Here is a 24303-nt window from a genome sequence, read left to right as displayed (position 1 = left end):
ACCTCTTTCTTATTCTCCTTTGCCGATAAAGGAATCTTGCACCCTTTTCCAAAACGGAAATGGTCTAAATCGGGCAAACCGGACATTCTCGTCTGCCACTCGGCATTGAATGGATTTCACATCTTTATGCAGCAGCGACAAATGATCTATCGTCACCTGAAAATCCACATCATTAATCGGTTTGATCACACACGTATGGTGGTCGGGCAAAATGAGCGGCGAACCGACCGTTCTAAACACTCTGTTGTTGATTGAAGCCATTTCTGCCAGCTGGATCGCCCTAATGGATGGGTGAATAATAGCCCCGCCAAGTGCCTTATTATAGGCTGTACTGCCAGATGGTGTAGACAAACAAAGACCATCTCCTCTGAATGTTTCAAAAAGCTGACCCCTAATCTCAACATCTGCCACAAGTGTACCTTCCATACTTTTAATCGTACATTCATTCATTGCTAAATATTTTTCTTCCCTGCCCCCATCGTTGTACCTGACGATGACTTCAAGAATCGGATATTCCACAATATGATAAGGCGTTTTGGCAATGGCTAACACAAGCTTTTCAATTTCACTCGGGACCCAGTCCGCATAAAAACCAAGATGGCCTGTATGTACGCCGACAAAAGCGGTTTCGTTCAGACGGTTGCTATACCGGTGAAAAGCGTATAAAAGGGTTCCGTCTCCGCCAACTGTAATGACGAGATCGGGTTCCTCTTCATTTAATTCCATTCCAAAATCCAATAAGTAGGTCTGTATTTTATTTTTAAGTGTGTCAGATACAGAATTCCCTTTCGAAGAAACTGCAAATTTCATGAATTCTTCTCCTTTTCCACCTTGCTGCGACGAGAAAGCAGCATCATATTTGATCAAGCTTAGGCTCAGCTATCGTTTTTCTTTTTCCGGGAAAATGCCACTTGCGCTTCTTGAATTTCCCCTCTGATTTCAGACATCTCATCATCAAGAAGAGATGCTGCCTCAGAAGCTCTTTGAAGGCGCTGCTTGACCTTCTCCGGGATATTCCCGCTATATTTATAATTCAGAGAATGCTCGATGGTCGCCCAAAAATTCATGGCTAATGTACGGATTTGGATTTCGACGAGGAGCTGCTTCTCTCCATTGATCGTTTGTAGCGGATATAACACAACAAGGTGGTACGAGCGGTATCCGCTTTCTTTATGTTCTGCAATATAGTCGCGTTTATCTACAACCACGAAATCTTTTCGTGACTGGAGCATTTTCTTGACGACTTGTATATCTTCTACAAATTGGCACATAATGCGAAGCCCTGCAATATCCTGCATCGTTTCAATCTCATGCATCGGGATGTTTTTACGCTTTGCCTTTTCCAATATGCTGGCAACGGGTTTCACTCGGCCAGTGACAAATTCTACTGGTGAATGGTCATCCTCAAATTCATACAGTTTTCGAATGCCTTTTAGTTTCACTTTTAATTCTTCGACTGCTTGCTTATATGGTGCGAGGAATTGATCCCATTGTTTTTTGTCCATGAAACTTCCCCCAATTCCAAATACCTAATTATTTCAGAGGAATGTGCTCTTCACTTTCTCTTCCATATCTCCGTAATTGGCATTGTCTTTAATATTGTCGATTAAATAGTTTAATTCCTGATGAAGTTGAATGAGTTCTAGCGTTTGCTCTTCCGCCGCCAAATAGACAGGGATTTCACGATTCATTGCTTCTTTTAATGGAGTCCATGTATGTTCTCCTAAAATAAGATACGTAAAAGACTCCTCAGTCTCAAGTATGTAAACGAACGCAAAGTGATCAGAATCAACAAGCATTTGTCCTGATGCTTTTGCTTTTTGAATTTGCTCATCTGACTGGACCGTCAAGATCAGCCTGTCTTCTTTTAAAGTTGCTTCTGTGATTTCAATTCTGTTTTGCATCATGATCTCCTTTACAACAAAGTACAGCTTTATTTTATCATATCAAGTTCAATATTGATAAACCGAACTTTTTGAGAAAATTTGATTTCTCCATTTCGTTGTTCATTTTGCCTCATTTAACATCTATATACGTCTCTTTTTAAGGAATAAATAAGAAAAAAAGAAGCTTTTCATGTACAATAATCATATTTCCTCTAAATGAAAGGTTGATGTCAAAATGGCACAGGAAATTGAGATAGAACTAAAACAATTATTAATGAAAGAAGAATTTGAACAGCTAAAAGAATATTTTCAATTAAAGGACGAGGACTTCCACACTCAAACCAACTATTATTTTGATACACCTCAATTTGATATAAAATCCAAATTCGCTGCATTACGAATGAGAGAAAAAGGCGGGCAATGGGTCCTCACATTAAAGGAACCGCATGAGATCGGCCTTTTGGAAACTCACCAAACGATCGATCCTCCCGAAAGTCTTGAACATTTCCACCTGCCAGAAGGTGAAGTGGCAGACAGATTAGTACACCTTCACATTCAAAAGGATCAAATCGTGTATTTTGGTTCACTGGAAACGTCAAGAGCAGAAAAAATGATCAAAGAAGGCTTAATTGTTTTGGATCATAGCCGATATTTAACAGTAGAGGACTATGAACTTGAATTTGAAGTGAGCGATTTAGACATTGGACAAGCCGCTTTCACAGCATTGCTTCAGCTATTTCAAATCCCACCAAGACACACGAAAAACAAAGTCGTACGTTTTTATGAAGAAAAAATGAAAACAAAAGAATAGATGAATTCCTTGAAGGAGGAACATGATGAACGTCAATCAACTTCAATCCTTTATGCAGCTTCAAGCACTCAAAACGTTACAATCTGATAATGGACAAACACAACTCACAGCTGGACAAGAATCAAGCGCTGAGACTTCATTCCAGTCGCTGTTGCAAGATTTTTTAGGCGGATCAGAATTATCTCGTCTCCCGCTTTCCATTTCTGCTTTCATGGGATCGGACCCATCAACGTCTCCGAACACGCAATATGCACGCATGAATCCATATTTATCTGCGATAGCGGGCAGTGAACAGCTTCAATCTCAGTCTCTTTATGCAAATGACAGCCAATTGAATACCGCAAATGGTATTGGAAACGTCTTAAATAACAGCTACACACCGCCGCTTCAAAAAGCTGTTTCAGGCTCTTCATCAAAAGAGATTAATCAGATCGTCTCACAAATGGCTCAAAAGCACGGAGTTCCAGAAAAGCTGATCCACGCAGTGATCAAGCAAGAATCCGGTTATCGCACGAATGCTGTCAGCCATGCTGGTGCACTTGGACTGATGCAGCTTATGCCGTCTACTGCTAAATCACTTGGCGTGAACAATGCCTTTGATGCAGCCCAAAACATTGAAGGCGGAACGAAGTATTTAAAACAAATGCTGCAAAAATATAATGGAAATGTCTCACTTGCCTTAGCCGCTTATAACGCAGGCTCAGGGAATGTAGATAAGTACGGAGGCATTCCTCCATTTAAAGAAACACAAAATTATGTAAAGAAAATCACAGCTCAATATTTCGCCTAAACCGAAGAGAATAACCTCTTCGGTTTTTTGTATGTCGCTTTTCACCCTTTTTTGACTGAATGTGTTATGATATGGTCAATTGAACACGGACCCTGTCTCCCTCACTATTCCCAAAGGACCAAAGCGGTTTGTTTGTGGAATTGAGTAGAGGTTGTTAAAATAAGTATACAAGAATAGAAACAACAAAATAGAACAAACTGAATATCACTTTTGAAATACATGAAATTCGCAATAGGGTGAGCCATCCTATTAGCTACGAGTTAAAGGAGTAGTCAACATGGTACAATCGTTTAACGCACCTTACGAAGCGGTTGGAGAGGAACTTCTATCGCAACTTGTTGATACTTTTTATGAAAATGTAAAGTGTCATCCTTTGCTTCATCCTATTTTCCCGGATGACTTAAAAGAAACAGCAAGAAAACAAAAACAGTTCTTAACTCAATATTTAGGCGGACCGCCGCTTTATACTGAGGAGCATGGTCACCCAATGCTACGGGCGAGACATCTCCCTTTTCCGATTACTGAGGAGCGAGCGGACGCATGGCTTGAATGCATGGAGGATGCAATGGATCAAGTAGGACTAACCGGCGATATTCGTGACTTTTTATTTGAGCGACTGTCTTTGACGGCTCGTCACATGGTCAACCAAATACCTGAAAAGGACGGACGATCTTGAGCTGCAATCCGCATGAGCAATATTTCTCACATTGTCACGGACATCCTCAAAAGCCGATTGAAATCTATGTATTCATTGATCCTCTCAGCCCGGACTGCTGGTTATTAGAGCCATCAATTAAAAAGTTGAAAATGAAATATGGCCGTTTCTTCACTTTACGAACGGTTACAAGTTCTAGTATTAATGCTTTGAACCGGAAACGAAAAAAACATTTACTAACAGAAGCGTGGGGGAAATTTGCCACGAAAACTCAGACCAAAAAAGAACAAATGCTGTCTGAACAAATTGTGACATCACCTTATCTCGCCTCTCTTGCATTAAAAGCAGCTGAACTTCAGGGCAGAAAATGCGGAATGAAATTTTTACGACTCATTCAAGAATCGCTTTTTTGCCATCAGCAGGACGTCACCAGTGAACAAGTCTTGCTAGAAAATGCAAAAACGGCTGGACTGGACATTGAAGAGTTCCAGCGAGATATCCATTCTCAAAGTGCTGTCAAAGCGCTCCAATGTGATATGAAAATCGCAGCTGAAATGGATGTGTCTGAGCTTCCCACTTTCGCCTTTTTTAATACGATAAATGGTGAAGAAGGATTAAAAATTTCAGGTGCATATTCTTATGATATTTACGAGGAAATTCTCTTTGAAATGATTGGCGAAAAACCAACACCTTCAGAACGACCGCCAATTGAATGGTTTATCGCTTACTTTCAATTTGCATCAGCAAAAGAAATTGCCGTTGTATATGACCTGACACTTGAAGAAGTTGAACGCGAGATGAAAAAGCTCGCATTTGCTAAAAAGGTAGAACGTGTACAAGTACATCAAGAAATGTTTTGGCGTTATACAGAAGGAGACAATCATTCAGATCTTGATGTCTACCGCTGTGAGAATGAACATGGGTGCTGACCCATGTTTTTTCTTCACTCTCAAAGGAACACTTGTTCTATTTATAAGTACGAAGAAACCGCGCCGGGATAAGCGCGGTTTCACTATGTCTTAACGACAACAAAGGGGATGGGAGAAATTTTTCACGGTCAAACAAAGGGGTAATGTTTGTATGTGATTAATTTCACATCTGTAGTATATCAAATTTTGTCGACTTATGACAACCGATATACTATATGTTCATATTTTTGTCACAAAACATAAGAGGACTGTCACTTTCATATAGTGAAAGTAACAAAAAAATGGGGGGATCTGCATGCGCAGCACAACCATTGGACTTGTTGCCATTGGCTTATGTTTCTGTTTAAATATATTAGGCTTAATGAAGATGCTGCCTCTTTACCTGACATCTCCACTCCTATTCGCTTCCATTCTCTTTACACTCTATCGAATGAATCACCGAAAAACCTTCAAAGGATTTAAAACGTAATCATTGAATGTACAAACCTCGTTCATATAGACGAGGTCTAGCGTGTAGGCAAACCCTCGCATTCCGTGTCAGTCCTGCAAAGGTTTTCTATCAAGCTACAAAGAAGTCAAAGGGCTAAAATCAAGTTCATTTTAGCCCTTTGTCAACAATCTGGTCTTTTTATTTCAAGAAAAAACTCCTGCCAAAAGGTGAGTTTGCACTCACACACCTGACAGAAGTCTTCTCGTTACTCACCAGTCTTTGAGATGAGCTCTTCCATTTCCTTTAATTTTTCTTCAAACAATTGACATGCTGCCTCAATTGGCTCTTTCGATGCCATATCTACACCAGCTTTTTTCAGCACGTTGATTGGATAGTCAGAGCTTCCTGCTTTAAGGAAGTCTGTATAGCGCTCCACCGCAGGTTTCCCTTCTTCTAAAATTTGTTTACTTAATGCCTGAGCCGCACTATAGCCTGTCGCATATTGATACACATAATAGTTGTAATAGAAATGCGGAATTCGCGTCCATTCTAATCCGATTTCCTTATCCACAACCATACCTTCGCCAAAATACTTCTTATTCAGGTCGTAATACAGGTTCGTCATAAACTCTGGCGTTAATGCCTCCCCTTCTTGCGCTTTCACATGAATCAGGTGCTCGAACTCTGCAAACATCGTTTGTCTGAATACCGTCCCTCTAAATCCTTCTAACAAATGATTGAGCACATACAAGCGCTGCTTTTTGTCCTCTAAATGATTCAGTAAGTATTCACCTAGTAATGCTTCATTTGTTGTAGAAGCTACTTCCGCTACAAAAATACTGTAGTTTCCGTACGGATATGGCTGATGCTTTCTTGTATAGTAGCTATGAACAGAGTGACCAAATTCATGAGCCAGTGTAAATAAATTATCAATATTATTTTGCCAGTTCATTAAGATATAAGGATTCGTACCATAGCTTCCAGAAGAATACGCACCGCTTCGTTTCCCTTTATTCTCATAAACGTCTACCCAGCGATTTTCGAGTCCCTCTTTTAATACCGAAACATATTCTTCTCCTAATGGCGCTAACCCTTTCAGCATATAATCTTTTGCTTCATCATAGGTCAGCTTCATGCCAGCATCTTTTACTAATGGTGTATACAAGTCATAATTGTGCACTTCATCAAGCTTTAATACCTTTTTACGCAATTCAATGTAGCGGTGTAATAACGGTAAATATTGATGAACTGTATCAATTAGATTGTCATACACTTCTTCAGGAATACTGTTGCGTGATAACGCTGCTTCTCTTGCAGATTTGTAATGACGTACTTTCGCATAAAAATTATCCTTTTTAATCGAGCCGCTGAGTGTAGACGCCAAAGTATTCTTATATTGATCATACGTTTTATAAACGGCTTTAAAAGCATTCTTTCTCACTTCACGATCATCACTGTTTAAAAAGGTAATGAAGTTGCCATGAGTAATTTTCTTTTCTTCTCCATTTTCATCCTTAACAGAAGGGAACGAAATATCTGCATTATTAAACATACTAAACGTAGTGGATGATGTTGATAAAGGTTCAGAGGCTTCAGCTAATAAAGCTTCTTGCTCCTCACTTAAAATATGCGGACGCTCTTTGTTAATTTCTTCGAGAGCGTGAGAATAAAGTTTTAATTCTTCTTTTTCCAAAATAAATTGCTGCAGCTTATCTTCTTGAATAGATAAAATTTCCGGAACAATATAGGCAGATGTACTAGACAGCTGTGTAAATAAATTGGATGCTTTATCATTTAAAGCCTGAAATGATGAATTTGTTGTATCTTCATCGTATTTCATGTGCGCATATGTATAAAGCTTACCAAGCTTTTCAGAAAGTTGATCCTGAAATGTTAGGGCTTCATACAAGACATCAGCAGAATGGGCCAGCTTGCCTTTAAATTGGGCGAGCTTCGGAATTTCTTTTTTTACAGCTTCGAATTCCTTATTCCAAGAATCGACACTTTCAAAAATATCTTCAAGGCGCCATTTGTTTTCTTCTTTTACTTCGCTTCTGTCTGGTAAATGATTGTTGTTATTTTGTGAAGTCATATGAATCCCCCTTGCATGAGTTGTGTTGAACCAACCTTTCGGAAAGTGAAAGAAATTGGTGTTGTATTTATCTTCTTTGTTTTGAACTATATTTGTCAAATCATATGCAGAAATAAATACCAAACAAACTAAAAAAATGAGAAAAAAGCGTTTCTTTCTATTCAATAGCAGCACCACCTTTTTCTTATCATGATCAAAGTGGGCATGAAACATGCTAATGAAATAAGAAAGCATCTCGTTTTATCGCTTCATCTGCTGTTTGTATAGGCTTTTGATTCGACGTTACTTGATAATTACCCTCTTTCGTCATGTATAAAAACCCTAGATTCACAAGCGCCCGTACATATGAAATGATCACCCCTTTGATTTCTTCTATTGTGACATTGGTATATCGGAGCTTCACTTCTTTATTCTGGACACATCGCTTAATTTCTTTTAAAAGTAGATGAATGGTCACTTGTTCTTTTCCCTTTCTAACCATCCAATCATAAAGACATCCTTGCCACACATAAACAGGGCTTGAAAAGATATATGCTTCTGTCAGGGGGATAAATAATTCTGTCGGTAGAAATGGCCATGCTGTTTGATGATGCTCATAAAAAATGGTTCTTAAACGCTTGCTTTCATTTGCTAAAATGCGGGGTGGCCGCTCCCTAAATTGCCGAATACACTTGAGCCACTCTTTATACAATTGATGATTGCTCGAGGAAACAGATAAGAGTGCTGGTAGTTGGCGATAAGCTGAAGGCGGTCTAACGGTCATTGAGGCACATATTTTCGTTGGCTGAAACACGAGAAGTTGATCCAGGTGGATGAATCTATTTTGGATCGGACAATAAAAAATGAGTCTCCTATTCTTTGACTGCCTTAAAATTCCCCAATGAATGGAGGAGAATGAAAAGAGCTGGCCAGCCATTCGTTTTAAACGATTCGCCCCTATGATCCATATAGGATAGAGCCCCGCAGCATGGAGACCTTCCGTTCGTTTATGTAGCTCTTTCCACGAAATATTTGCACATTGAAATTCGATGGCATAGCTTTTATTTTCTATAGCAACGGTCACATCAGGGCGCTGCTGAATGTTTGAAACATATTTCTCTAGTAACGGCTCATATCCAAGCTGCGTGAGCCAATCCTTAAGATCCATTTTCCCTGCCTGATGATAAGCTGTTTCACCGGTGGACGCTAATGGACATGCCGAGAGCTGTTTATGTGCAAAATGATGGACACGATGCTCACCTAGCTTTAATAGAACCTCCTGCCTACATTCAGGACAGTAAAATTTGCACGTAGCTCTTACATGCTCTAGCCGCCTTTTAGTCAGATGTTGTGTGATGCGAACCAGCTCGCCATTCTCCATGATCGCTGCATTCATATATTTCGCCCCTTGCTCTTTGATGACCGTATTATAGCTTTTTCTCTCACAAGAAAGCGAATATGGAAAATGAACTTTTAACGTGTCAAAACACGATTTCAACCTGCTTTCCCTTAGTAAAATCAAAAATCCCCCTTTTAGAAAAGGGGGAAATACAATTTTTATAAAAGTGGTGATAATAATCTTGCTGTTGATTCAAACAGCCTCACCCTCAAAGGTCTCTTCGCAAATTCTTCTGGAACAATTTCATGTGACTGCTCTAAATCACCTAAGAAATCGTTGACCAGCTTCTCTGTGCTTTTTGTTTTATAGAGGAAAGCATTCACTTCAAAGTTCAGATGAAAACTTCTCATATCCATATTTGCTGTACCAATTGAAGCTAGCTCACTATCCACAATGATAAACTTACTATGCATAAAGCCTTGATCATATTCGTATACCTTCGCACCTGCTTCTAAAAGTTCGGGGAAGTATGAACGGGACGCATGAAATACGATGCGTTTATCTGGATTTTTCGGCGCAATGATTCGCACATCGACTCCGCTCAACGCAGCAATTTTCAGTGCGGACAAAATATCATCATCAGGTACAAAATATGGTGAAGCAATCCAAATTGATTTTTTGGCGGAGATAATCATGGAGAAAAAAAGATTTTTAATGACTTCCCACTGTTTATCAGGACCACCCGCAATCATTTGTACGCCTTCTGCTCGACTCTCCATATGGCTGAAATCTTTAAAATAATCCACACCCGAGCACCTTTCGTTGGTCATGTAATACCAATCCTGCATAAAAATCTGCTGCAAATCACGAACGGCCTCACCTTTAATCATCAGGTGGGTATCACGCCAAAATCCATATTGTCTGCTTCTACCCATATATTCGTCCCCAATGTTAAGTCCGCCGACAAATCCTACTTCTCCATCAATCACCACGATTTTCCGGTGATTTCGGAAATTGATTTTATTATTTAATAAGGGCAGTCTCACTGGTAAAAACGGAACGATCTGCACGCCAGCCTTTTCTAAGTCAGCAATATATTGACGGGAGAGTTTTAGGCTGCCTACATCATCATATAAAAAGCGGACAATCACACCACTTTTTGCTTTCTCGATTAAAATGTCCTTTAATTCTTGTCCCAGATCATCATGACGGAGAATATAATATTCTAGATGAATGTGATGTGTTGCTTTTTTGATCTCTTCAAAAATATGAGAGAACGTTTCTTCTCCATTGGTCAGAACTTTAGAGGATGTGCGATACGTAATAGGGGTATGTCCAAGTCTGTGGGCCAGCTTAAATAAGAGCTGCTGATGGTCACCCATATGAGTCATTTTTTCAATTGCTTCTCTGTGGATACGTTCATCTTCCTGGACAAGCTGTTCATCCAGTACCGCTTTCTTTTCAAAAAGTCTGCGCTTTTTAATATTGCGTCCAAAGAAAATATAAAACAAAAACCCGAAAAGCGGAAAGCTCCCAAGCAGCACAAGCCATGTAATCGTTTGAGAGGGATTTCTGTTTTCTAAGAAAATGACAAACCCGATGAAGATAATCGATAAAGTGAATAGAACACTGACGGAACTTAATACACTTACCGCTAGATCACCGGCAAAAATTTGGATAATCAAATAAGCACCTATCGTAATGATAAGAAAAAATAGAACTTTGACTACATTTCTCATTTCATTTTCTCCTTGCCGATCACTTTATTTACTTTTTCATTCAGATAAAAAAGTCGATTCCTCTATAGAAATCGACTTTTGGTTGTTACGAGAAGTACTGTTGAATCGTTTCAAGCGCATTCTCTTTGACAATCAGCTGACCGTATTCTTGCAGTCTGTAGATGCTGACCACTGATTCATGAGCATATTCAAGCAGAATACTAAGCTTATTCTCCACCTGCTCATCTGACAAATCCTCGTGGAAGTCAACATATAGATAATAACGGTTTTCAAACGAATATAAACTTGTCGTAAAATCCTGCATATTTAATTGAGAAAGTGCAATCAAATCTTCAAAGTCATCCATTTTCAATACGAACTGAAGTTGAAGTTTTTTGTCCTTCTCATTATGATCTTCTTGATCTTGCTCTTCTTTATGAAAATCATCAAGCAGAGCATCTAAACTTTCTTCATCTGTTTGATCTTTTTTATCTTCTGGAATCGGCAATTCGAGCTTTTGTCCATCTTTAGAAAGTTGGGCTTTTGTCACGACAATTTCAAGACCTTTATCAAGTGCCTGTACTTGAATCCAAAGTGGTCCCTCTACTGCAAATTCTTCTTCTTCGTGCACTTCGTCCATCACTTCCCAGAACAGCTCTTCACTGCGCTCACGATTATACCAAATCTCTTCACGGTCAAAACCGCGATCTTCAATATCACCGTAGGAAATATAAAATTTGACTGTATGTTCATTTATTCTTTCGATTTCCATTTTGCCAACCTTCCCTTCTATATAAGATGTTGAAGGGACATACAAGCTCCCAATTAATAGTACTTTACTACACTTTACCCGTTCCGTCTACATGTTAACCATTTAAAGAAATGAGGTATTGCTGTGTACTGTCTATTTTATGATAAAACATGAATAAAAGAAATAAAAACGCATTTTTTGCAGAGAAAACTTGCAGAAACATATATTTGAATTGTCCTCATATATTGGTTGTACGAGCTATTTTAGTGAAATGAGGTGAACTGGATGGAAACAGAGTGGATCGTATCCTTACTAATGATTATTGGCATAGACCTCATATTAGGCGGAGATAATGCATTAATCATTGCGATGGCCAGTCGAAGCTTATCAAATGAAAAACGAAACAAAGCCATATGGATCGGCACATTTTTGGCAGTGCTGATGAGAATCACCATGACTGGTGCTGCCGTTTATTTATTGACCATCCCCTATTTGCAATTTATCGGCGGTCTCTTTCTCCTTTATATAGGATACAATTTGTTAATTGAACAAAAGAAAGAATCCATTCGGATTAAAAGCAGCGGCTCCCTTTGGCGTGCTGTTCAGACCATCGTGATTGCAGATCTTTTTATGTCACTTGATAATGTGATCGCTGTTGCAGGGGCAGCTAAGGGGAACATGGTGCTCACTGCCTTTGGCTTAATGATTTCAGTTCCGATTATTATTTGGGGGAGTAAGCTGATTCATGCAGCACTAACCAAGTTTCCGATTCTTTTATACGGAGGGAGTGCCCTTTTAGCTTTTACTGGCGGAGAAATGATTGTCCGTGATGTAAAACTGAATGAATTTATGGCGCAGCATACAACACTTGAATTGTTGCTTCCTTTTTTAACCGTCGCAACCGTTATTTTAGCCAGTCTCTTTTACGAACAAACGGCTGAAAATAAATAAAAAAGCTGCCAAATGATCGGCAGCTTTTCGTGTTGTCTATTAGTTAGCAAGTCGCTGAGCTTCTCGAAGTTGGAATGTACGAACCGTTCTAGGAAGGAAACGTCTAATTTCATCTTCGTTGTACCCAACTTGCAGTCTTTTTTCATCCAAAATAATTGGACGTCTTAGAAGACCAGGGTGCTCATTGATTAGTTTATACAATTGTTGAAGCGGCATTGTCTCAACATTTACATTTAGTTTTTGGAATACTTTAGAACGTGTTGAGATAATTTCATCTGTACCATCTTCCGTCATACGAAGAATCTCTTTGATTTCATCGATTGAAAGAGGCTCAGAAAAGATATTTCTCTCTTGGTATGGGATATTGTGCTCTTCTAACCACGCTCTTGCTTTTCTACATGATGTACAGCTTGGTGATGTGTATAATGTTACCATAAATCTTCACTCCTCAATTTGTAGAATGAATATTGATCTGTATTCTTAAATTAAAATTGTTCTAAATAAGTAATCTTTATAGTGATTATACTATAAAAAAGTAAGTGTGAACAGATTTTCTTGCAATTTTTGTGACAAAAACTAGACAATTTCATTCTTTTTGTGCAGATGTTTGAAGTCTGAACATTCTCATTTAGTCGAGATGATCGAAAATATTTTTTTGTTTTCTATTTTCAACGAGCTTCAGCACATCATCAACATCCTCATACGATTGTCCATACCATTCTTCGTCTTTATACGTATGGATTCTTTCGTACGTCTTTCTCATGGACTCCATCATTTCTTCCTCATTATCTGTACGAGGCGACCAATAAAGAATTTCCATGCGGTTCACTTCATTCGTTGCAAGTGACCTGCGTTTATAACCAATTGATTCAGCATGCTTGAAGTGCTCTCTCTGATAAAACTTTAGGCGTTTTGCAGTATCTGCATCATCTTCATCTACAGGCTCGACCTCAAGCAAGATCGGTTTTCTTTTTTCCTTCAGCTTATGAATGAGCTTTGAGCCGAGGCCTTCACCTCTTGCATCCTTGGAAACAAATAAATAATCAATAAAGATGAAAGAATCAAATTCAGCGTACATCATCACATGATGAGGCCCTTCTTCTTTATGATAAATATCACTTCTTTCCTTTAATAAAGCTTCCATATGCTCTTTTGACTTCATTTCTTCTATCGGGAAGTATTCACTGAGCTTTTCATACCAATTCATGGATCCGCTCCTTATGATGTAGTTAAGAACCACTTCCTTATCTATTCCCGATTTCCTGCTATTTAAACGCCTGTACTAGTAAGACGCAGCAATGCCATTGGTGGTTTCACTTTTTTTCAAGAGAAAGCAAAAAAGTTTTATATCGAACGATTCATGAGCATTTGAAAGCAAGCAAACAAAAGAAGTGTCATGGCGATCTGAAACATGATGAAATAAAGGTACTTCATACGCCGGACTTCTTCCTTCTGTTTATTCGTGCGCCGATACACAGCAAATTCAACCGAAAACGAAATAATGCAAATGAGCACTAAAAATGCGATCATCCACTTTCCTCCGTTTGGTTCCGATAAAAAAGATATTGAAAAAAGCATCGTGACGATAAAAAAGTGAAGACATGAATAGCGAAACGTCTTCCATAACAACATTTGATTTCCTCCTAGTTTACTCACTTTACATAAAAATTACCATCAACTTGTTTTTTTGTAAAATAAAAAAAGAAGCACTGATATCGCAGTGCTTCTTCTCTATTCTTATTGTTTTGCTTTGATCTCTTTGAATTCTTCCTCAGTACAGCTGACAAAGTGACCTGGCTTCACTTCACGAAATTCCGTATTTGTTCCTTTATGAACAGATGGATCGTATTTAATCCGTTTGCGGTTACGCTCATAATCAGGATCTGGAAGCGGAATCGCAGATAGTAATGATTTTGTGTATGGATGAAGCGGGTTTTCATATAATTCATTCGCTGGTGCCAGCTCAACCAATTTCCCAAAATACATCACACCGATACGATCGCTGATATATTTCACCATGGAAAGGTCATGGGCAATGAATAAATACGTTAAGCCCTTTTCTTCTTGCAGTTCTTTCATTAAGTTGACGACCTGCGCTTGGATCGACACATCTAGTGCAGAGATTGGCTCATCGGCAATGATGAAATCCGGCTCAACAGCTAACGCACGAGCAATCCCAATACGCTGCCTTTGACCACCTGAAAATTCATGTGGGTATCTATTCGCGTGCTCTTTATTCAAACCAACCGTTTCAAGCAATTGATATACACGGTCTTTACGTGCTTGCTTTGTTTTCGCAAGGCCATGAATGTCAATCCCTTCTGCAATGATATCAAGCACTGTCATTCTAGGGTTAAGTGAAGCATATGGGTCTTGGAAAATCATCTGCATTTGACGGTTAAATTCAAGCATTTTTTGTCTTGATTTCTTTCCGTGAACGCTTTCCCCCTTATAGAGAACTTCGCCATCTGTCGCATCATAAAGTCTTATGATTGAACGGCCAGTTGTCGACTTTCCACATCCAGATTCACCTACAAGTCCAAGTGTTTCACCTTTATAAATATCAAATGAGACACCATCAACTGCTTTTACAGTCCCTCTTGCTGTATGGAAATGCTGCTTTAAATTTTTAATTTCTAACAGTTTTTCTGCCATGCTATTCACCCTCTTTTACTAATACAGGTTTTTCGTAGCTACCTTCTAGTTCACGCATTCTCGCCTTTACGGAAGCAGGCGGTTCAACTTTAGGGGCATTCGGATGAAGTAGCCATGATTTCACATAATGCGTATCTGATACTTTGAACATTGGTGGTTCTTGTTCAAAGTCAATTTTCATTGCATAATCGCTCCGGAGTGCAAATGCATCTCCTTTCGGCGGGTTTGTTAAATCTGGTGGTGTTCCTGGAATCGCCGTTAGTTTCCCTTCAGCTCCTCCATCAGTGTCTAGGCTTGGCATAGATGCTAAAAGTCCCCATGTATATGGATGTTTCGGATTGTAGAAAATTTCATCAACAGTCCCTGTCTCCACAATCTGTCCAGCATACATAACGGCTACACGATCAGCAACATTGGCCACAACACCTAGATCATGGGTAATAAAGATAATAGATGTTTCGACTTTTTGCTGAATTTCTTTCATTAATTCTAAGATTTGTGCCTGAATGGTTACATCAAGTGCAGTCGTTGGCTCATCAGCAATCAATAGCTTTGGATCGGCTGCAAGTGCCATCGCGATGACAACCCTTTGTCTCATCCCGCCACTAAATTCATGCGGATATTGTTTGATTCTTTTTTCAGGCATTGGAATCCCAACAAGCTCTAAAAGTTCAATGGCTCTTTTTTCAGCCGCTTCTTTTGAGATTTGTTCATGCTTGAAAAGTACTTCTGTAATTTGTTTCCCGACCTTCATGGTTGGGTTCAAAGAAGTCATCGGATCTTGGAAGATCATCGAAATGTCTTTTCCTCGAATGGTTTGCATTTGCTTTTCCGTTTTCTTGACAATATCCTGCCCATCAAATAAAATCTCTCCGCGCTTGAAATAACCTGGCGGCATCGGGATTAATCTCATGATGGCCTGTGATGTTACACTTTTTCCAGAACCAGATTCACCTACAATAGCAAGTGTCTCGCCTTTATTTAAGTGGAAGTTCACACCGCGAATGGCTTGAACCTCTCCACCATATGTTTTAAATGAGATTGCAAGGTCTTTCACCTCTAGAATACGTTCACGTTCCATCCTAATCACTCCTTATTTACGCAACTTCGGATCTAAAGCGTCTCTTAGTCCGTCTCCAACCACGTTAAAACCAAACATTGTAATACAGATAAATGCGGCTGGGAACCATAATCTCCATGGATAATACGTCATGGCCGGAATTCCATCAGAAGCCATTGTTCCCCAGCTAGCTAATGGAGCCGGTACACCAAGCCCTAGATAGCTTAAGAATGCTTCTGTGAAAATAGCAGAAGGAATCGTTAATGTCATTGTGACAAGAATGGGTCCCATTGAGTTTGGAATCAAGTGTTTAAATAAAAGTCTAGATGTTTTTGCACCTAATGTTTGTGCTGCAAGAACGTATTCTTGGCTCTTTAATTGTAAAACTTGTCCCCTAACGATACGTGCCATGTTAATCCAGCCTACGACTGTCATAGCAAGGATAATCGTTAATAATCCTTTTGGCAGAACCACCATCATTAAAATAACCATTAATAGTGTTGGAATTGCCCATAAAACGTCTGCGATACGCATCATGACTTCATCTGTACGGCCGCCTTTGAATGCAGCAATACTTCCCCAGATGATCCCGATGATCACGTCAAGAACTGCTGCAGCAAGACCGATGAAGATCGAAATTCTTGCCCCTACCCATGTACGAACAAACATGTCTCGGCCTAGATCATCTGTACCAAACCAATGCTCTTTTGATGGCGGCTGATCTGCATTAAGCAAATCTGTCGTTGAATAATCATATTTCGAGAACACTGGAACGAAAATGGCCAGAATCACAATAATGAAAATAATTGCAAGTCCAACCATTGCAAGTTTATTTGCACGGAAGCGAAGCATGGCATCCTTCCATAAAGATAGACTAGGTTTAGAAATTTTTTCAGATTCTGCTGCGTCAGCTGTCGCAGGCACAAATAAATCTTTTCTCATCTCTTCCATGTGTTAGACCCCTTTCTTCGCCTTCGTCAGTTTAATTCTAGGATCAATAATACCGTAGAGGACGTCAACAACTAGAATACTGACTAATAGAATAATACTGTAGAAGACTGTGACACCCATGATGACTGTGTAATCACGGTTTGTAATGCTTGTAACAAAGTGAGAGCCAAGACCAGGAATACCAAAAATCTTCTCCACGACAAAACTACCTGTTAACACTGAAGCAGCCATTGGTCCCATGTATGTGATAACAGGTAACAATGCGTTTCGAATGGCGTGTTTGATCGTCACAGCTGATTTTGTTAATCCTTTTGCTCTAGCCGTTCTAATGTAGTCACTATTTAATACTTCAAGCATACTTGACCGTGCAAGTCTAGCGATAAATGCCATTGGCATGAAGGAAAGTGCAATAGAAGGTAGTACGGTGCTTGCCCAAGACTCCCATCCTGCAACTGGGAAGATCGCTAAAAAGCTTGCCTCAGATGCAAATACATATTGTAATAGCGCCGCTAAGATGAAACTTGGAACTGAGATTCCAAAGATCGTTAAAATGGCAATCGTATAGTCTTGCCACTTGTTATGATAGAGCGCTGCAAGGACCCCAAACAATACACCAAATGCTAATGCGAGGAGAATTGCCTCAATTCCGAGGGTAAAGGAAACGGGGAATCCAGAACTGATTAAATCATTAACAGTTTGTCCTTTATATTTAAATGAGGGACCAAAATCTAATTTTGCAACTGAACCTAGGTAGCTCACGTATTGAACAAATAAGGGTTTGTCCAACCCGTAGTGCTCGTTTAGGTTTGCTTCAATTTCAGCAGGAAGTTTCTTCTCTCCAGAGAATGGACCACCAGGTGCTGCCTGCATGAGAAAGAAAGTTGCAGTTACAATAACAAACAGTGTGATTAAAATATATATTAATCGCTTACCGATATATTTAAGCAACGGAATTGCACCTCCATGATTTTACAACAATTTCTCTAATCAGCAAGAAAGGTATATGGAGAGACATCCTCCATATACCTTAAGATCCTTGCCGTAGATCTCTTACACTATAACTCTTACTTTTCGAAATGTGCCCATTTGTATTGAACATCACCAAGTCCAGATACAACCACACCTTTAAGTTTTGGATCTTGTACCCAAAGTTGAGTGTAGAAGTAAATAGGCGCTACAGGCATATCGTCGATGATGATTTTTTCTGCTTTTTTCAGCATTTCTTCACGCTTTGTTTTGTCTGTTTCTTTTGCAGAATCATTCAATAATTGTTTGTACTCTTTGCTTTCCCATCCAGTGTCATTGTTTCCACCGTCTTTATCTTTGTAAAGCTCAAGGAAGTTCACTGGATCGTTGAAGTCTCCTAACCAGCCCATACGTCCGATTTGGTAGTCTCCACTGTGGATTTTATCAATGTATACGTTCCACTCAGAGTTATCAAGTTCAACGTTCACACCTAAATCTTTTTTCCACATTTCTTGAATTGCTTGTGCAATCTTTTGGTGGCCTTCATCTGTGTTGTAAGACAATTTCAATGTTGGAAGATCAGAAACTGACTTATAACCTAATTCTTTCGCACCTTTTTCAAGAAGTTCTTTAGCAGTCGCTACATCATGATCTTTGAAGTAACCAGTTTTGTTATCCGTGAATCCTTCCATTGTTGGAGGAACGATTGCCATCGCTGGAACTTGTTCACCTTGCGTAATTTTGTCAACGATTGCTTGACGGTTGATTGAGTAAGCAAGGGCTTTACGGATGTTCGCATTGTTTAAAGGTTTTACTTTTGTATTGAATTTGTAGTTATAGATACCAGCGATCGTTTGAATTTCAAGACCGCCTTCTTTTTTCAACGTTTTTAAAGACTCAGTTGGAAGGCTTCCAGTTGGAGAACCAGCCCAGTCAAGTTCGCCTTTTTTGAACATGCTAAGTTCAGTGTTTGTATCTTTGATCATAGACATGTTAATCTTTTTCAATTTCACAGTGTCTTTATCCCAGTATTCATTGTTCTTTTCAAGTGTGATAGAACCGCCGTGTTTCCATTTAGAAAGAACGAATGGTCCATTAGATACGTAGTTTTCACCAGCATTTGTGTACCAGTTTTTATTCTTTTCAGCCACTTTTTTGTTGACTGGCATATACGTATAGAATGCAGTTAGTTCAGTAAAGAACGGTGTTGGGTTCTCTAGCTCAACTACAAGCGTTTTGTCGTCTTTTGCTTTAATGCCAACATCAGAAACTTTTGCTTCCCCTTTGTTAGCAGCTTCAGCACCTTTAATATAATAAAGCTGGTAAGCATATTGAGATTCATTTTTAGGATCTAATGCCCATTTCCAAGCATATTCGAAGTCTTGTGCTGTGACAGGGTCACCATTAGACCATTTTGCATCACGAAGTGTGAATGTGTAAGTTTTACCATCATCACTTGTTTTGATATCAGAAGCCATTGCGTTTTCTGGCTTACCTTCAGCGTTAATTCTTGTTAATCCCTCAAAAGTCTGACGGATGACACTTCCTGAAGTTGAATCATTTGCCAATCCCGGATGTAGAGAAAAAGGCTCAGTGGAGATATTCACATTTAATGTTGTTTTAGCCTCTCCAGAACTGCTCGTGCTGTCGCCTGATTTGTTTCCGCTGAAACCACAAGCGCTTAATACAAGTGTGAAAATAAGCATTAAAGTAACAACAGACCAACGCTTTTTCAACTGTATTCCCCCTTATAATATGTTTTTAGTTCAAAGGTCTCGATAGAAGATGAGATTCAGATTTAAGAAATAGCGTAAAAAAGTCCCTGAATAGCTTACTTTCTATTTCTTTTGTTTTTTCTGAATTTTCACTATGTAAAGAGCCTAGCACAAACGTGTGAACAAATTCATTATAATGAATAGAATAATTTATTGCAATATCAATTTCACATATTTTTAAAAAACGTAAATGGGGATAAAGATTGATTTTTATAAACTAAAGTCTCAATCACTTCAACAAATTAAAGCGTAAATTGATTAAAATAATTTGACAAATTCAGCAGGAATAATGTTTTATACATATAATTAATCATCCTTTTTTAAAAAATTCTGACAGATAGTTACTATTTTATCTAAAATTTTAAGTGTCAAACGACATGATGAGAAGGTCACAAATAGGCTTCGTGACTTTTTCATGGTCATCCTTTATAATAGATAGACATACTGTTGCGATGAAAAAGAAGAGTACATATATTCACCATTTACAGAGAGTCTGCGGTCGGTGCAAGCAGATAATGGCATGTATGGAATGGGCTTTGGAGCAGCTAACCGAACACTTGACAGAGTCAGTAGGCTTAGACGGAGCAGTCTCCGATATCAACGTCTTGAGTGATTTCGTATTGAAATAACAAGGGTGGTACCACGGTTCATTCGTCCCTTTTCTGTTGAAAAGTGATGGGTGGGCCTTTTTATATTGAAGAAAAGAGGTTTTAGTATGACAAAAAAGACGATTTTCTCAGGCATACAGCCTAGCGGTTCTGTGACATTGGGGAACTACATTGGAGCGATGAAGCAATTTGTCGATCTTCAGCATGATTACAACGGCTACTTTTGTGTGGTCGATCAGCATGCCATTACGGTCAGTCAGGATCGTTTAGCCCTTCGACAAAATATTAGAAGCTTAGCCGCTCTTTATTTGGCAGTGGGACTTGATCCAGAGAAGGCAACATTGTTTATCCAATCAGAGGTACCTGCCCACGCCCAGGCAGGATGGATGCTGCAATGTGTCGCTTATATTGGGGAATTAGAAAGAATGACTCAATTTAAGGACAAATCTGCTGGTAAGGAAGCAGTCGTTTCAGGACTATTAACGTATCCGCCATTAATGGCTGGCGATATTTTGTTATACGGTACGGACTTAGTTCCTGTAGGAGAAGATCAAAAGCAGCATCTTGAATTAACGAGAACGCTTGCTGAACGCTTTAACCGAAAGTATAACGACATCTTTACTGTACCTGAAGTCAAAATTCCAAAAGAAGGCGCTCGGATTATGTCTTTAACAGACCCAACGAAAAAGATGAGCAAATCTGATCCGAACCAAAAATCTTTCATTACCTTATTAGATGAGCCAAAACAGCTTGAAAAGAAAATCAAAAGTGCTGTGACTGATTCAGAAGGCATCGTCAAATATGACAAAGAAAACAAACCTGGAATTGCCAACTTGCTGACGATTTATTCTGTATTAGGGAACGTATCGATTGCAGAGCTTGAACAAAAATACGAAGGCAAAGGTTATGGTGAATTTAAGGGAGATCTTGCGAACGTTGTCGTGGATGCGTTAAAACCGATTCAAGATCGCTATTATGAACTCATTGAGTCAGATGAGCTTGACCGCATTTTAGATGAGGGTGCTGAAAAGGCAAACCGTGCGGCAAACAAAATGCTGAAAAAAATGGAGAATGCAATGGGTCTTGGCCGGAAACGCAAATAAAACAAGCTTGCAGCATATTCAGCTGCAAGCTTGTTCTAATTCACTTTTGATTCGTTTTCCATTTCCCAAAGTTTTTCAAAAAATGGCTGTCCTTTAATCATTTTTTCACAAAAGGCTAAATGGTTTTCTGACCATCCATCAATGGTTTCGTTATAAAGCATGTTCCAAATTTCCTCGAAAGACATTCGTTTGATCTGGTTGTACATGCGCGGATTCCATTCTGTATACCAATAGGCAATTTCTGCTCGGTTTTGAAGCCCCTTTAGTTGATCTAGCGCCATAAACATCAGCTGCTTCAGCTGTCTTTCTTTTCTCGTTAGTCCGCTGATATGCTGCGGTGGTAATGATAGGATGTGATATTCTTTCGTCGATTCAAGACTGTCCGTCGTGAATTCATACTCCTCTGCCTTCACATCTTTCACCATTTCATACACCAATTGCTCCTGTCTTGGAATCAATCGGCTCTTTCTCACAGGGATGGAATAACCAATCGTATCCACAGCGATGATTCTAATCCCGTCCGTGACCACAAAGCAATACTCTAATTTACGGCGTTCATGATTTTTTCGAATATATGATTTCTCAAATACAGTCTCTAGCAGCGTCTTTGGCAGCTCTGATAGATCATTCTCTATGTAATCAAACAAAGGACTCTGCACCTTGAGTAAAGGTACTTGATCTAACAGCTCCACGCTGTCCTCCTTGCGCCACTCATGAAAATGGCACACATTATAGCCATTCTCTTCCCCTTCAAACCAATTCACCCATACGTCATGAAGAAATAACATAACCAATCCCTCACTTTTTAAAAACTGTTGTCCACAGTATGGGCAAGGGATAGAGAAATTATTCCAACTTTATTAAAACTTCGCCCTGACGGAAGGACGGCTTTATTTCCTGGGAAAAGGAGAACATCTCGCAGAGTCCTTTCACGATCTTCTATAAGCAGAACCTTATTTTAGCTTTTTAGGATCAAGAGCATCTCTCAGTCCATCACCTAAGAAGTTAAAGCATAAAACGGTAAGTAGAATCAGTAAACCTGGGAACAGTGGATACCACCATGCTTGCACCATTATGGAGAAATTTTGTGCATCTTGAAGCATGTTTCCCCAGCTCGCCGTTGGAGGCTGGATGCCGAACCCTAGATAGCTAAGTGTCGACTCAGCTAGAATAACAGAACCGACTTTCAATGTAGCAGACACAATGATAGGGCCGATACAGTTCGGTAAAATATGCGAAAAGATGATGACATGGTTTTTCGTTCCGATCGTTCTTGCTGCGAGTACGAATTCTCTTGTGCGAAGTGACAAGAATTCACTGCGGATCAGCCTGGCGGTTGTTGTCCAGCCAGTCAGTGCAAAGATTAAAATCAATTTATCAATACCCGGTTTAAAAATTGTCACTAGCGTGATCAAGAGAAAAATATCTGGAATAGACAATACGACATCCACCATTCTCATGAGCACAGAATCAACAAAGCCTTTAAAGTATCCCGCTACCGCCCCAATGACGGTACCAATGGTGATGGCTCCGACTACTGAGACAAAGCCAACTAATAGAGACACCCTCGCTCCGTATAGCACCCTTGAAAAAATATCTCGACCAAACTTGTCGGTTCCCATAAAATGCTCTGCACTTGGAGGCTGTAGCCGTTTCAACAAGTCTTGCTGTTCCGGTGCGTAAGGTGCGATCACCGGGGCGAAAATAGCGGAAAAGATAATGACCAATAAAATAGCGGAGCCGGCAACCGCCAATTTATTTTTGAAAAATTTCTCGCAAAATAAACGAAGCATCGTCTCTGGTTTTGGCGGAAGGCCTTCTTTTAATTTGAGATCAACTGGAGGTGTTCCCATATTAGGTTGTGCCAATTGTGCTTCAGCTCCCTTCTAATATTCAATACGCGGATCAACGATCGCATAGAGAATATCCGCTATTAAGTTTCCAACGACCACGAGCACAGCAGAGATAACAGTCATCGCCATAATGACGGGATAATCTCTTGAAAAAGCAGAATCGATAAACAGTTTCCCAAGCCCTGGCCATGTGAAGATTTGTTCCACCACGACTGCGCCGCCAATAAAGGATGGAATCATGAGTCCAAAGATCGTAATAACAGGCATCAGACCGTTTCTCAATCCATGTTTGAAGATGACTTTGTTCTCTCTAAAACCTTTCGCTCGCGCCGTGCGAATGTAATCCTGCCGCATCACATCGAGCATACTTGACCTTGTATATCGTGTAAGGCCGGCCATATCAGCTGTTGCTAAAACAAAGGCCGGTAAAATAATATGATGAAGCCGGTCAAATAGATTAAAATCTGCATTTAAGGTAGAGACACCCCCGGTCGGAAACCATCCTAAATTCACTGATAACACCATAATCAGGATCAAACCAAACCAGAAATTCGGAATAGCCAGTCCGATAAATGATGTAACCGTAATACCATAGTCAAGTTTTGTATACGGACGTTTTGCTGAAAGAACACCAAATGGGATGGCAATGATCAGGGCAACTAATGTAGAAAAGATCATGAGGATGAGGGTATTTGGCAGCCGGGCAAAAATCAAATCCGACACGGGCGTTCCTTTTTTTACAATGGATGTGCCAAAGTCACCTTGAAGCATATTGCCGAGCCATTTCATATATTGCACATATTCAGGATCGTTCAAGCCGTACTTATCAATAAAGGCTTCCCGGTCTGCGGCACTAATGGTCGGGTCCATCATGAGTGACATCGGATCGCCTGGTGCTGCTTTCATAATCGCAAAGGACAAAATCGTAATACCAAACAAAATTGGGATGGAAAGAAGTGTCCTTCTAATGATATATGTAACCATATGCACAACTCCTTTTT

At 39.6% G+C, this 24303-nt stretch carries 25 protein-coding genes and 1 other annotated feature; of the genes, 7 read left to right on the top strand and 18 right to left on the bottom strand.

Annotated features, from left to right (window positions below):
* Window positions 1-9: 9 nt before the first annotated feature.
* From NST73_RS05805 to NST73_RS05795, 3 genes are all read right to left on the bottom strand, one after another.
* Window positions 10-810 (bottom strand): NAD kinase, encoded by an 801-nt coding sequence (locus tag NST73_RS05805; RefSeq protein WP_008355343.1) that lies wholly within the window; start codon window positions 808-810, stop codon window positions 10-12.
* 65 nt (window positions 811-875) lie between these two features.
* Window positions 876-1505 (bottom strand): GTP pyrophosphokinase family protein, encoded by a 630-nt coding sequence (locus tag NST73_RS05800; protein ID WP_008348457.1) that lies wholly within the window; start codon window positions 1503-1505, stop codon window positions 876-878.
* Between the two features lie 33 nt (window positions 1506-1538).
* Window positions 1539-1904, bottom strand: a complete 366-nt coding sequence (locus NST73_RS05795) for a hypothetical protein (protein WP_340940637.1) — start codon at window positions 1902-1904, stop codon at window positions 1539-1541.
* 217 nt (window positions 1905-2121) lie between these two features.
* Here NST73_RS05795 and NST73_RS05790 point away from each other — a divergent pair, with 217 nt between their 5' ends.
* The 5 genes from NST73_RS05790 to NST73_RS05770 all read left to right on the top strand — a co-directional run bounded on the left by NST73_RS05790 (window position 2122) and on the right by NST73_RS05770 (window position 5540).
* Window positions 2122-2697 (top strand): CYTH domain-containing protein, encoded by a 576-nt coding sequence (locus NST73_RS05790; protein WP_025207157.1) that lies wholly within the window; start codon window positions 2122-2124, stop codon window positions 2695-2697.
* Window positions 2698-2722: 25 nt separating this feature from the next.
* Window positions 2723-3487: a lytic transglycosylase domain-containing protein gene (locus NST73_RS05785; protein ID WP_008348461.1), complete on the top strand. Its 765-nt coding sequence runs from the start codon at window positions 2723-2725 to the stop codon at window positions 3485-3487.
* A 277-nt stretch (window positions 3488-3764) separates the two neighbouring features.
* A complete protein-coding gene (locus tag NST73_RS05780; protein WP_007499001.1) occupies window positions 3765-4163 on the top strand; it encodes a thiol management oxidoreductase in 399 nt (132 codons plus the stop codon).
* Complete coding sequence (locus tag NST73_RS05775; RefSeq protein ID WP_007499002.1) at window positions 4160-5071, top strand: ClpXP adapter SpxH family protein; 912 nt, start codon at window positions 4160-4162, stop codon at window positions 5069-5071. The genes NST73_RS05780 and NST73_RS05775 overlap by 4 nt, the downstream gene beginning before the upstream one ends.
* 295 nt (window positions 5072-5366) lie before the next feature.
* Window positions 5367-5540 (top strand): hypothetical protein, encoded by a 174-nt coding sequence (locus tag NST73_RS05770; protein WP_041092061.1) that lies wholly within the window; start codon window positions 5367-5369, stop codon window positions 5538-5540.
* A 226-nt stretch (window positions 5541-5766) separates the two neighbouring features.
* On the opposite strand, the gene pepF is transcribed toward NST73_RS05770, so the two are convergent.
* The 4 genes from pepF to mecA all read right to left on the bottom strand — a co-directional run bounded on the left by pepF (window position 5767) and on the right by mecA (window position 11401).
* Entirely contained in the window at window positions 5767-7593 is a 1827-nt protein-coding gene (pepF, locus tag NST73_RS05765; RefSeq protein WP_282746884.1) for an oligoendopeptidase F, read from the bottom strand.
* A 214-nt stretch (window positions 7594-7807) separates the two neighbouring features.
* On the bottom strand, window positions 7808-8968 hold the full coding sequence (locus NST73_RS05760) for a competence protein CoiA family protein (RefSeq protein WP_338706115.1): 1161 nt from the start codon (window positions 8966-8968) through the stop codon (window positions 7808-7810).
* 161 nt (window positions 8969-9129) lie between these two features.
* A complete protein-coding gene (cls, locus tag NST73_RS05755) occupies window positions 9130-10650 on the bottom strand; it encodes a cardiolipin synthase (protein ID WP_008348473.1) in 1521 nt (506 codons plus the stop codon).
* A gap of 85 nt (window positions 10651-10735) precedes the next feature.
* The gene (gene mecA, locus NST73_RS05750) at window positions 10736-11401 is read right to left on the bottom strand and encodes an adaptor protein MecA (protein ID WP_338706113.1); all 666 of its coding nucleotides are present in this window, start codon (window positions 11399-11401) and stop codon (window positions 10736-10738) included.
* Between the two features lie 264 nt (window positions 11402-11665).
* Here mecA and NST73_RS05745 point away from each other — a divergent pair, with 264 nt between their 5' ends.
* Entirely contained in the window at window positions 11666-12331 is a 666-nt protein-coding gene (locus NST73_RS05745) for a TerC family protein (RefSeq protein ID WP_342499450.1), read from the top strand.
* Between the two features lie 39 nt (window positions 12332-12370).
* On the opposite strand, the gene spxA is transcribed toward NST73_RS05745, so the two are convergent.
* From spxA to NST73_RS05705, 8 genes are all read right to left on the bottom strand, one after another.
* Window positions 12371-12766, bottom strand: a complete 396-nt coding sequence (gene spxA / locus NST73_RS05740) for a transcriptional regulator SpxA (protein ID WP_003211421.1) — start codon at window positions 12764-12766, stop codon at window positions 12371-12373.
* Window positions 12767-12959: 193 nt separating this feature from the next.
* The gene (locus NST73_RS05735; protein WP_342499449.1) at window positions 12960-13538 is read right to left on the bottom strand and encodes a GNAT family N-acetyltransferase; all 579 of its coding nucleotides are present in this window, start codon (window positions 13536-13538) and stop codon (window positions 12960-12962) included.
* A gap of 137 nt (window positions 13539-13675) precedes the next feature.
* A complete protein-coding gene (locus NST73_RS05730; protein ID WP_342499448.1) occupies window positions 13676-13963 on the bottom strand; it encodes a hypothetical protein in 288 nt (95 codons plus the stop codon).
* Between the two features lie 105 nt (window positions 13964-14068).
* Entirely contained in the window at window positions 14069-14986 is a 918-nt protein-coding gene (locus NST73_RS05725) for an ATP-binding cassette domain-containing protein (RefSeq protein WP_024720064.1), read from the bottom strand.
* Window position 14987: 1 nt separating this feature from the next.
* Entirely contained in the window at window positions 14988-16076 is a 1089-nt protein-coding gene (locus NST73_RS05720) for an ABC transporter ATP-binding protein (protein WP_089374143.1), read from the bottom strand.
* A 3-nt stretch (window positions 16077-16079) separates the two neighbouring features.
* Window positions 16080-16997: an ABC transporter permease gene (locus tag NST73_RS05715; protein WP_017360167.1), complete on the bottom strand. Its 918-nt coding sequence runs from the start codon at window positions 16995-16997 to the stop codon at window positions 16080-16082.
* Window positions 16998-17000: 3 nt separating this feature from the next.
* Complete coding sequence (locus NST73_RS05710) at window positions 17001-17945, bottom strand: ABC transporter permease (RefSeq protein WP_007499022.1); 945 nt, start codon at window positions 17943-17945, stop codon at window positions 17001-17003.
* A 116-nt stretch (window positions 17946-18061) separates the two neighbouring features.
* Complete coding sequence (locus NST73_RS05705; RefSeq protein ID WP_007499024.1) at window positions 18062-19699, bottom strand: peptide ABC transporter substrate-binding protein; 1638 nt, start codon at window positions 19697-19699, stop codon at window positions 18062-18064.
* Window positions 19700-20181: 482 nt separating this feature from the next.
* Window positions 20182-20400: a binding site (T-box leader), on the top strand.
* A 53-nt stretch (window positions 20401-20453) separates the two neighbouring features.
* On the opposite strand from NST73_RS05705, the gene trpS reads away from it, so the two are divergent.
* Window positions 20454-21449, top strand: a complete 996-nt coding sequence (trpS, locus tag NST73_RS05700) for a tryptophan--tRNA ligase (RefSeq protein ID WP_008348488.1) — start codon at window positions 20454-20456, stop codon at window positions 21447-21449.
* A gap of 35 nt (window positions 21450-21484) precedes the next feature.
* Here trpS and NST73_RS05695 read toward each other — a convergent pair whose 3' ends face one another.
* From NST73_RS05695 to NST73_RS05685, 3 genes are all read right to left on the bottom strand, one after another.
* A complete protein-coding gene (locus NST73_RS05695) occupies window positions 21485-22237 on the bottom strand; it encodes a YjbA family protein (protein WP_017367012.1) in 753 nt (250 codons plus the stop codon).
* Between the two features lie 165 nt (window positions 22238-22402).
* The gene (gene opp4C / locus NST73_RS05690) at window positions 22403-23302 is read right to left on the bottom strand and encodes an oligopeptide ABC transporter permease (protein ID WP_008348491.1); all 900 of its coding nucleotides are present in this window, start codon (window positions 23300-23302) and stop codon (window positions 22403-22405) included.
* Between the two features lie 33 nt (window positions 23303-23335).
* On the bottom strand, window positions 23336-24286 hold the full coding sequence (locus tag NST73_RS05685; protein ID WP_008348492.1) for an ABC transporter permease: 951 nt from the start codon (window positions 24284-24286) through the stop codon (window positions 23336-23338).
* Between the last annotated feature and the right edge of the window lie 17 nt (window positions 24287-24303).

Source organism: Bacillus sp. FSL W7-1034 (assembly GCF_038593365.1).
GTDB classification, from domain to species: Bacteria; Bacillota; Bacilli; order Bacillales; family Bacillaceae; genus Bacillus; species Bacillus altitudinis.
This window is presented reverse-complemented; position numbering and strand designations above follow the sequence as displayed.

What these genes read in the sequence shown, in the direction of transcription:
- NST73_RS05805 (WP_008355343.1), bottom strand. Translation starts at nt 810, where the DNA reads ATGAAATTTGCAGTTTCTTCGAAAGGGAATTCTGTATCTGACACACTT.
- NST73_RS05800 (WP_008348457.1), bottom strand. Translation starts at nt 1,505, where the DNA reads ATGGACAAAAAACAATGGGATCAATTCCTCGCACCATATAAGCAAGCA.
- NST73_RS05795 (WP_340940637.1), bottom strand. Translation starts at nt 1,904, where the DNA reads ATGCAAAACAGAATTGAAATCACAGAAGCAACTTTAAAAGAAGACAGG.
- NST73_RS05790 (WP_025207157.1), top strand. Translation starts at nt 2,122, where the DNA reads ATGGCACAGGAAATTGAGATAGAACTAAAACAATTATTAATGAAAGAA.
- NST73_RS05785 (WP_008348461.1), top strand. Translation starts at nt 2,723, where the DNA reads ATGAACGTCAATCAACTTCAATCCTTTATGCAGCTTCAAGCACTCAAA.
- NST73_RS05780 (WP_007499001.1), top strand. Translation starts at nt 3,765, where the DNA reads ATGGTACAATCGTTTAACGCACCTTACGAAGCGGTTGGAGAGGAACTT.
- NST73_RS05770 (WP_041092061.1), top strand. Translation starts at nt 5,367, where the DNA reads ATGCGCAGCACAACCATTGGACTTGTTGCCATTGGCTTATGTTTCTGT.
- pepF (WP_282746884.1), bottom strand. Translation starts at nt 7,593, where the DNA reads ATGACTTCACAAAATAACAACAATCATTTACCAGACAGAAGCGAAGTA.
- NST73_RS05760 (WP_338706115.1), bottom strand. Translation starts at nt 8,968, where the DNA reads ATGAATGCAGCGATCATGGAGAATGGCGAGCTGGTTCGCATCACACAA.
- cls (WP_008348473.1), bottom strand. Translation starts at nt 10,650, where the DNA reads ATGAGAAATGTAGTCAAAGTTCTATTTTTTCTTATCATTACGATAGGT.
- mecA (WP_338706113.1), bottom strand. Translation starts at nt 11,401, where the DNA reads ATGGAAATCGAAAGAATAAATGAACATACAGTCAAATTTTATATTTCC.
- NST73_RS05745 (WP_342499450.1), top strand. Translation starts at nt 11,666, where the DNA reads ATGGAAACAGAGTGGATCGTATCCTTACTAATGATTATTGGCATAGAC.
- spxA (WP_003211421.1), bottom strand. Translation starts at nt 12,766, where the DNA reads ATGGTAACATTATACACATCACCAAGCTGTACATCATGTAGAAAAGCA.
- NST73_RS05735 (WP_342499449.1), bottom strand. Translation starts at nt 13,538, where the DNA reads ATGAATTGGTATGAAAAGCTCAGTGAATACTTCCCGATAGAAGAAATG.
- NST73_RS05730 (WP_342499448.1), bottom strand. Translation starts at nt 13,963, where the DNA reads ATGTTGTTATGGAAGACGTTTCGCTATTCATGTCTTCACTTTTTTATC.
- NST73_RS05725 (WP_024720064.1), bottom strand. Translation starts at nt 14,986, where the DNA reads ATGGCAGAAAAACTGTTAGAAATTAAAAATTTAAAGCAGCATTTCCAT.
- NST73_RS05715 (WP_017360167.1), bottom strand. Translation starts at nt 16,997, where the DNA reads ATGGAAGAGATGAGAAAAGATTTATTTGTGCCTGCGACAGCTGACGCA.
- trpS (WP_008348488.1), top strand. Translation starts at nt 20,454, where the DNA reads ATGACAAAAAAGACGATTTTCTCAGGCATACAGCCTAGCGGTTCTGTG.
- NST73_RS05695 (WP_017367012.1), bottom strand. Translation starts at nt 22,237, where the DNA reads ATGTTATTTCTTCATGACGTATGGGTGAATTGGTTTGAAGGGGAAGAG.
- opp4C (WP_008348491.1), bottom strand. Translation starts at nt 23,302, where the DNA reads ATGGGAACACCTCCAGTTGATCTCAAATTAAAAGAAGGCCTTCCGCCA.
- NST73_RS05685 (WP_008348492.1), bottom strand. Translation starts at nt 24,286, where the DNA reads ATGGTTACATATATCATTAGAAGGACACTTCTTTCCATCCCAATTTTG.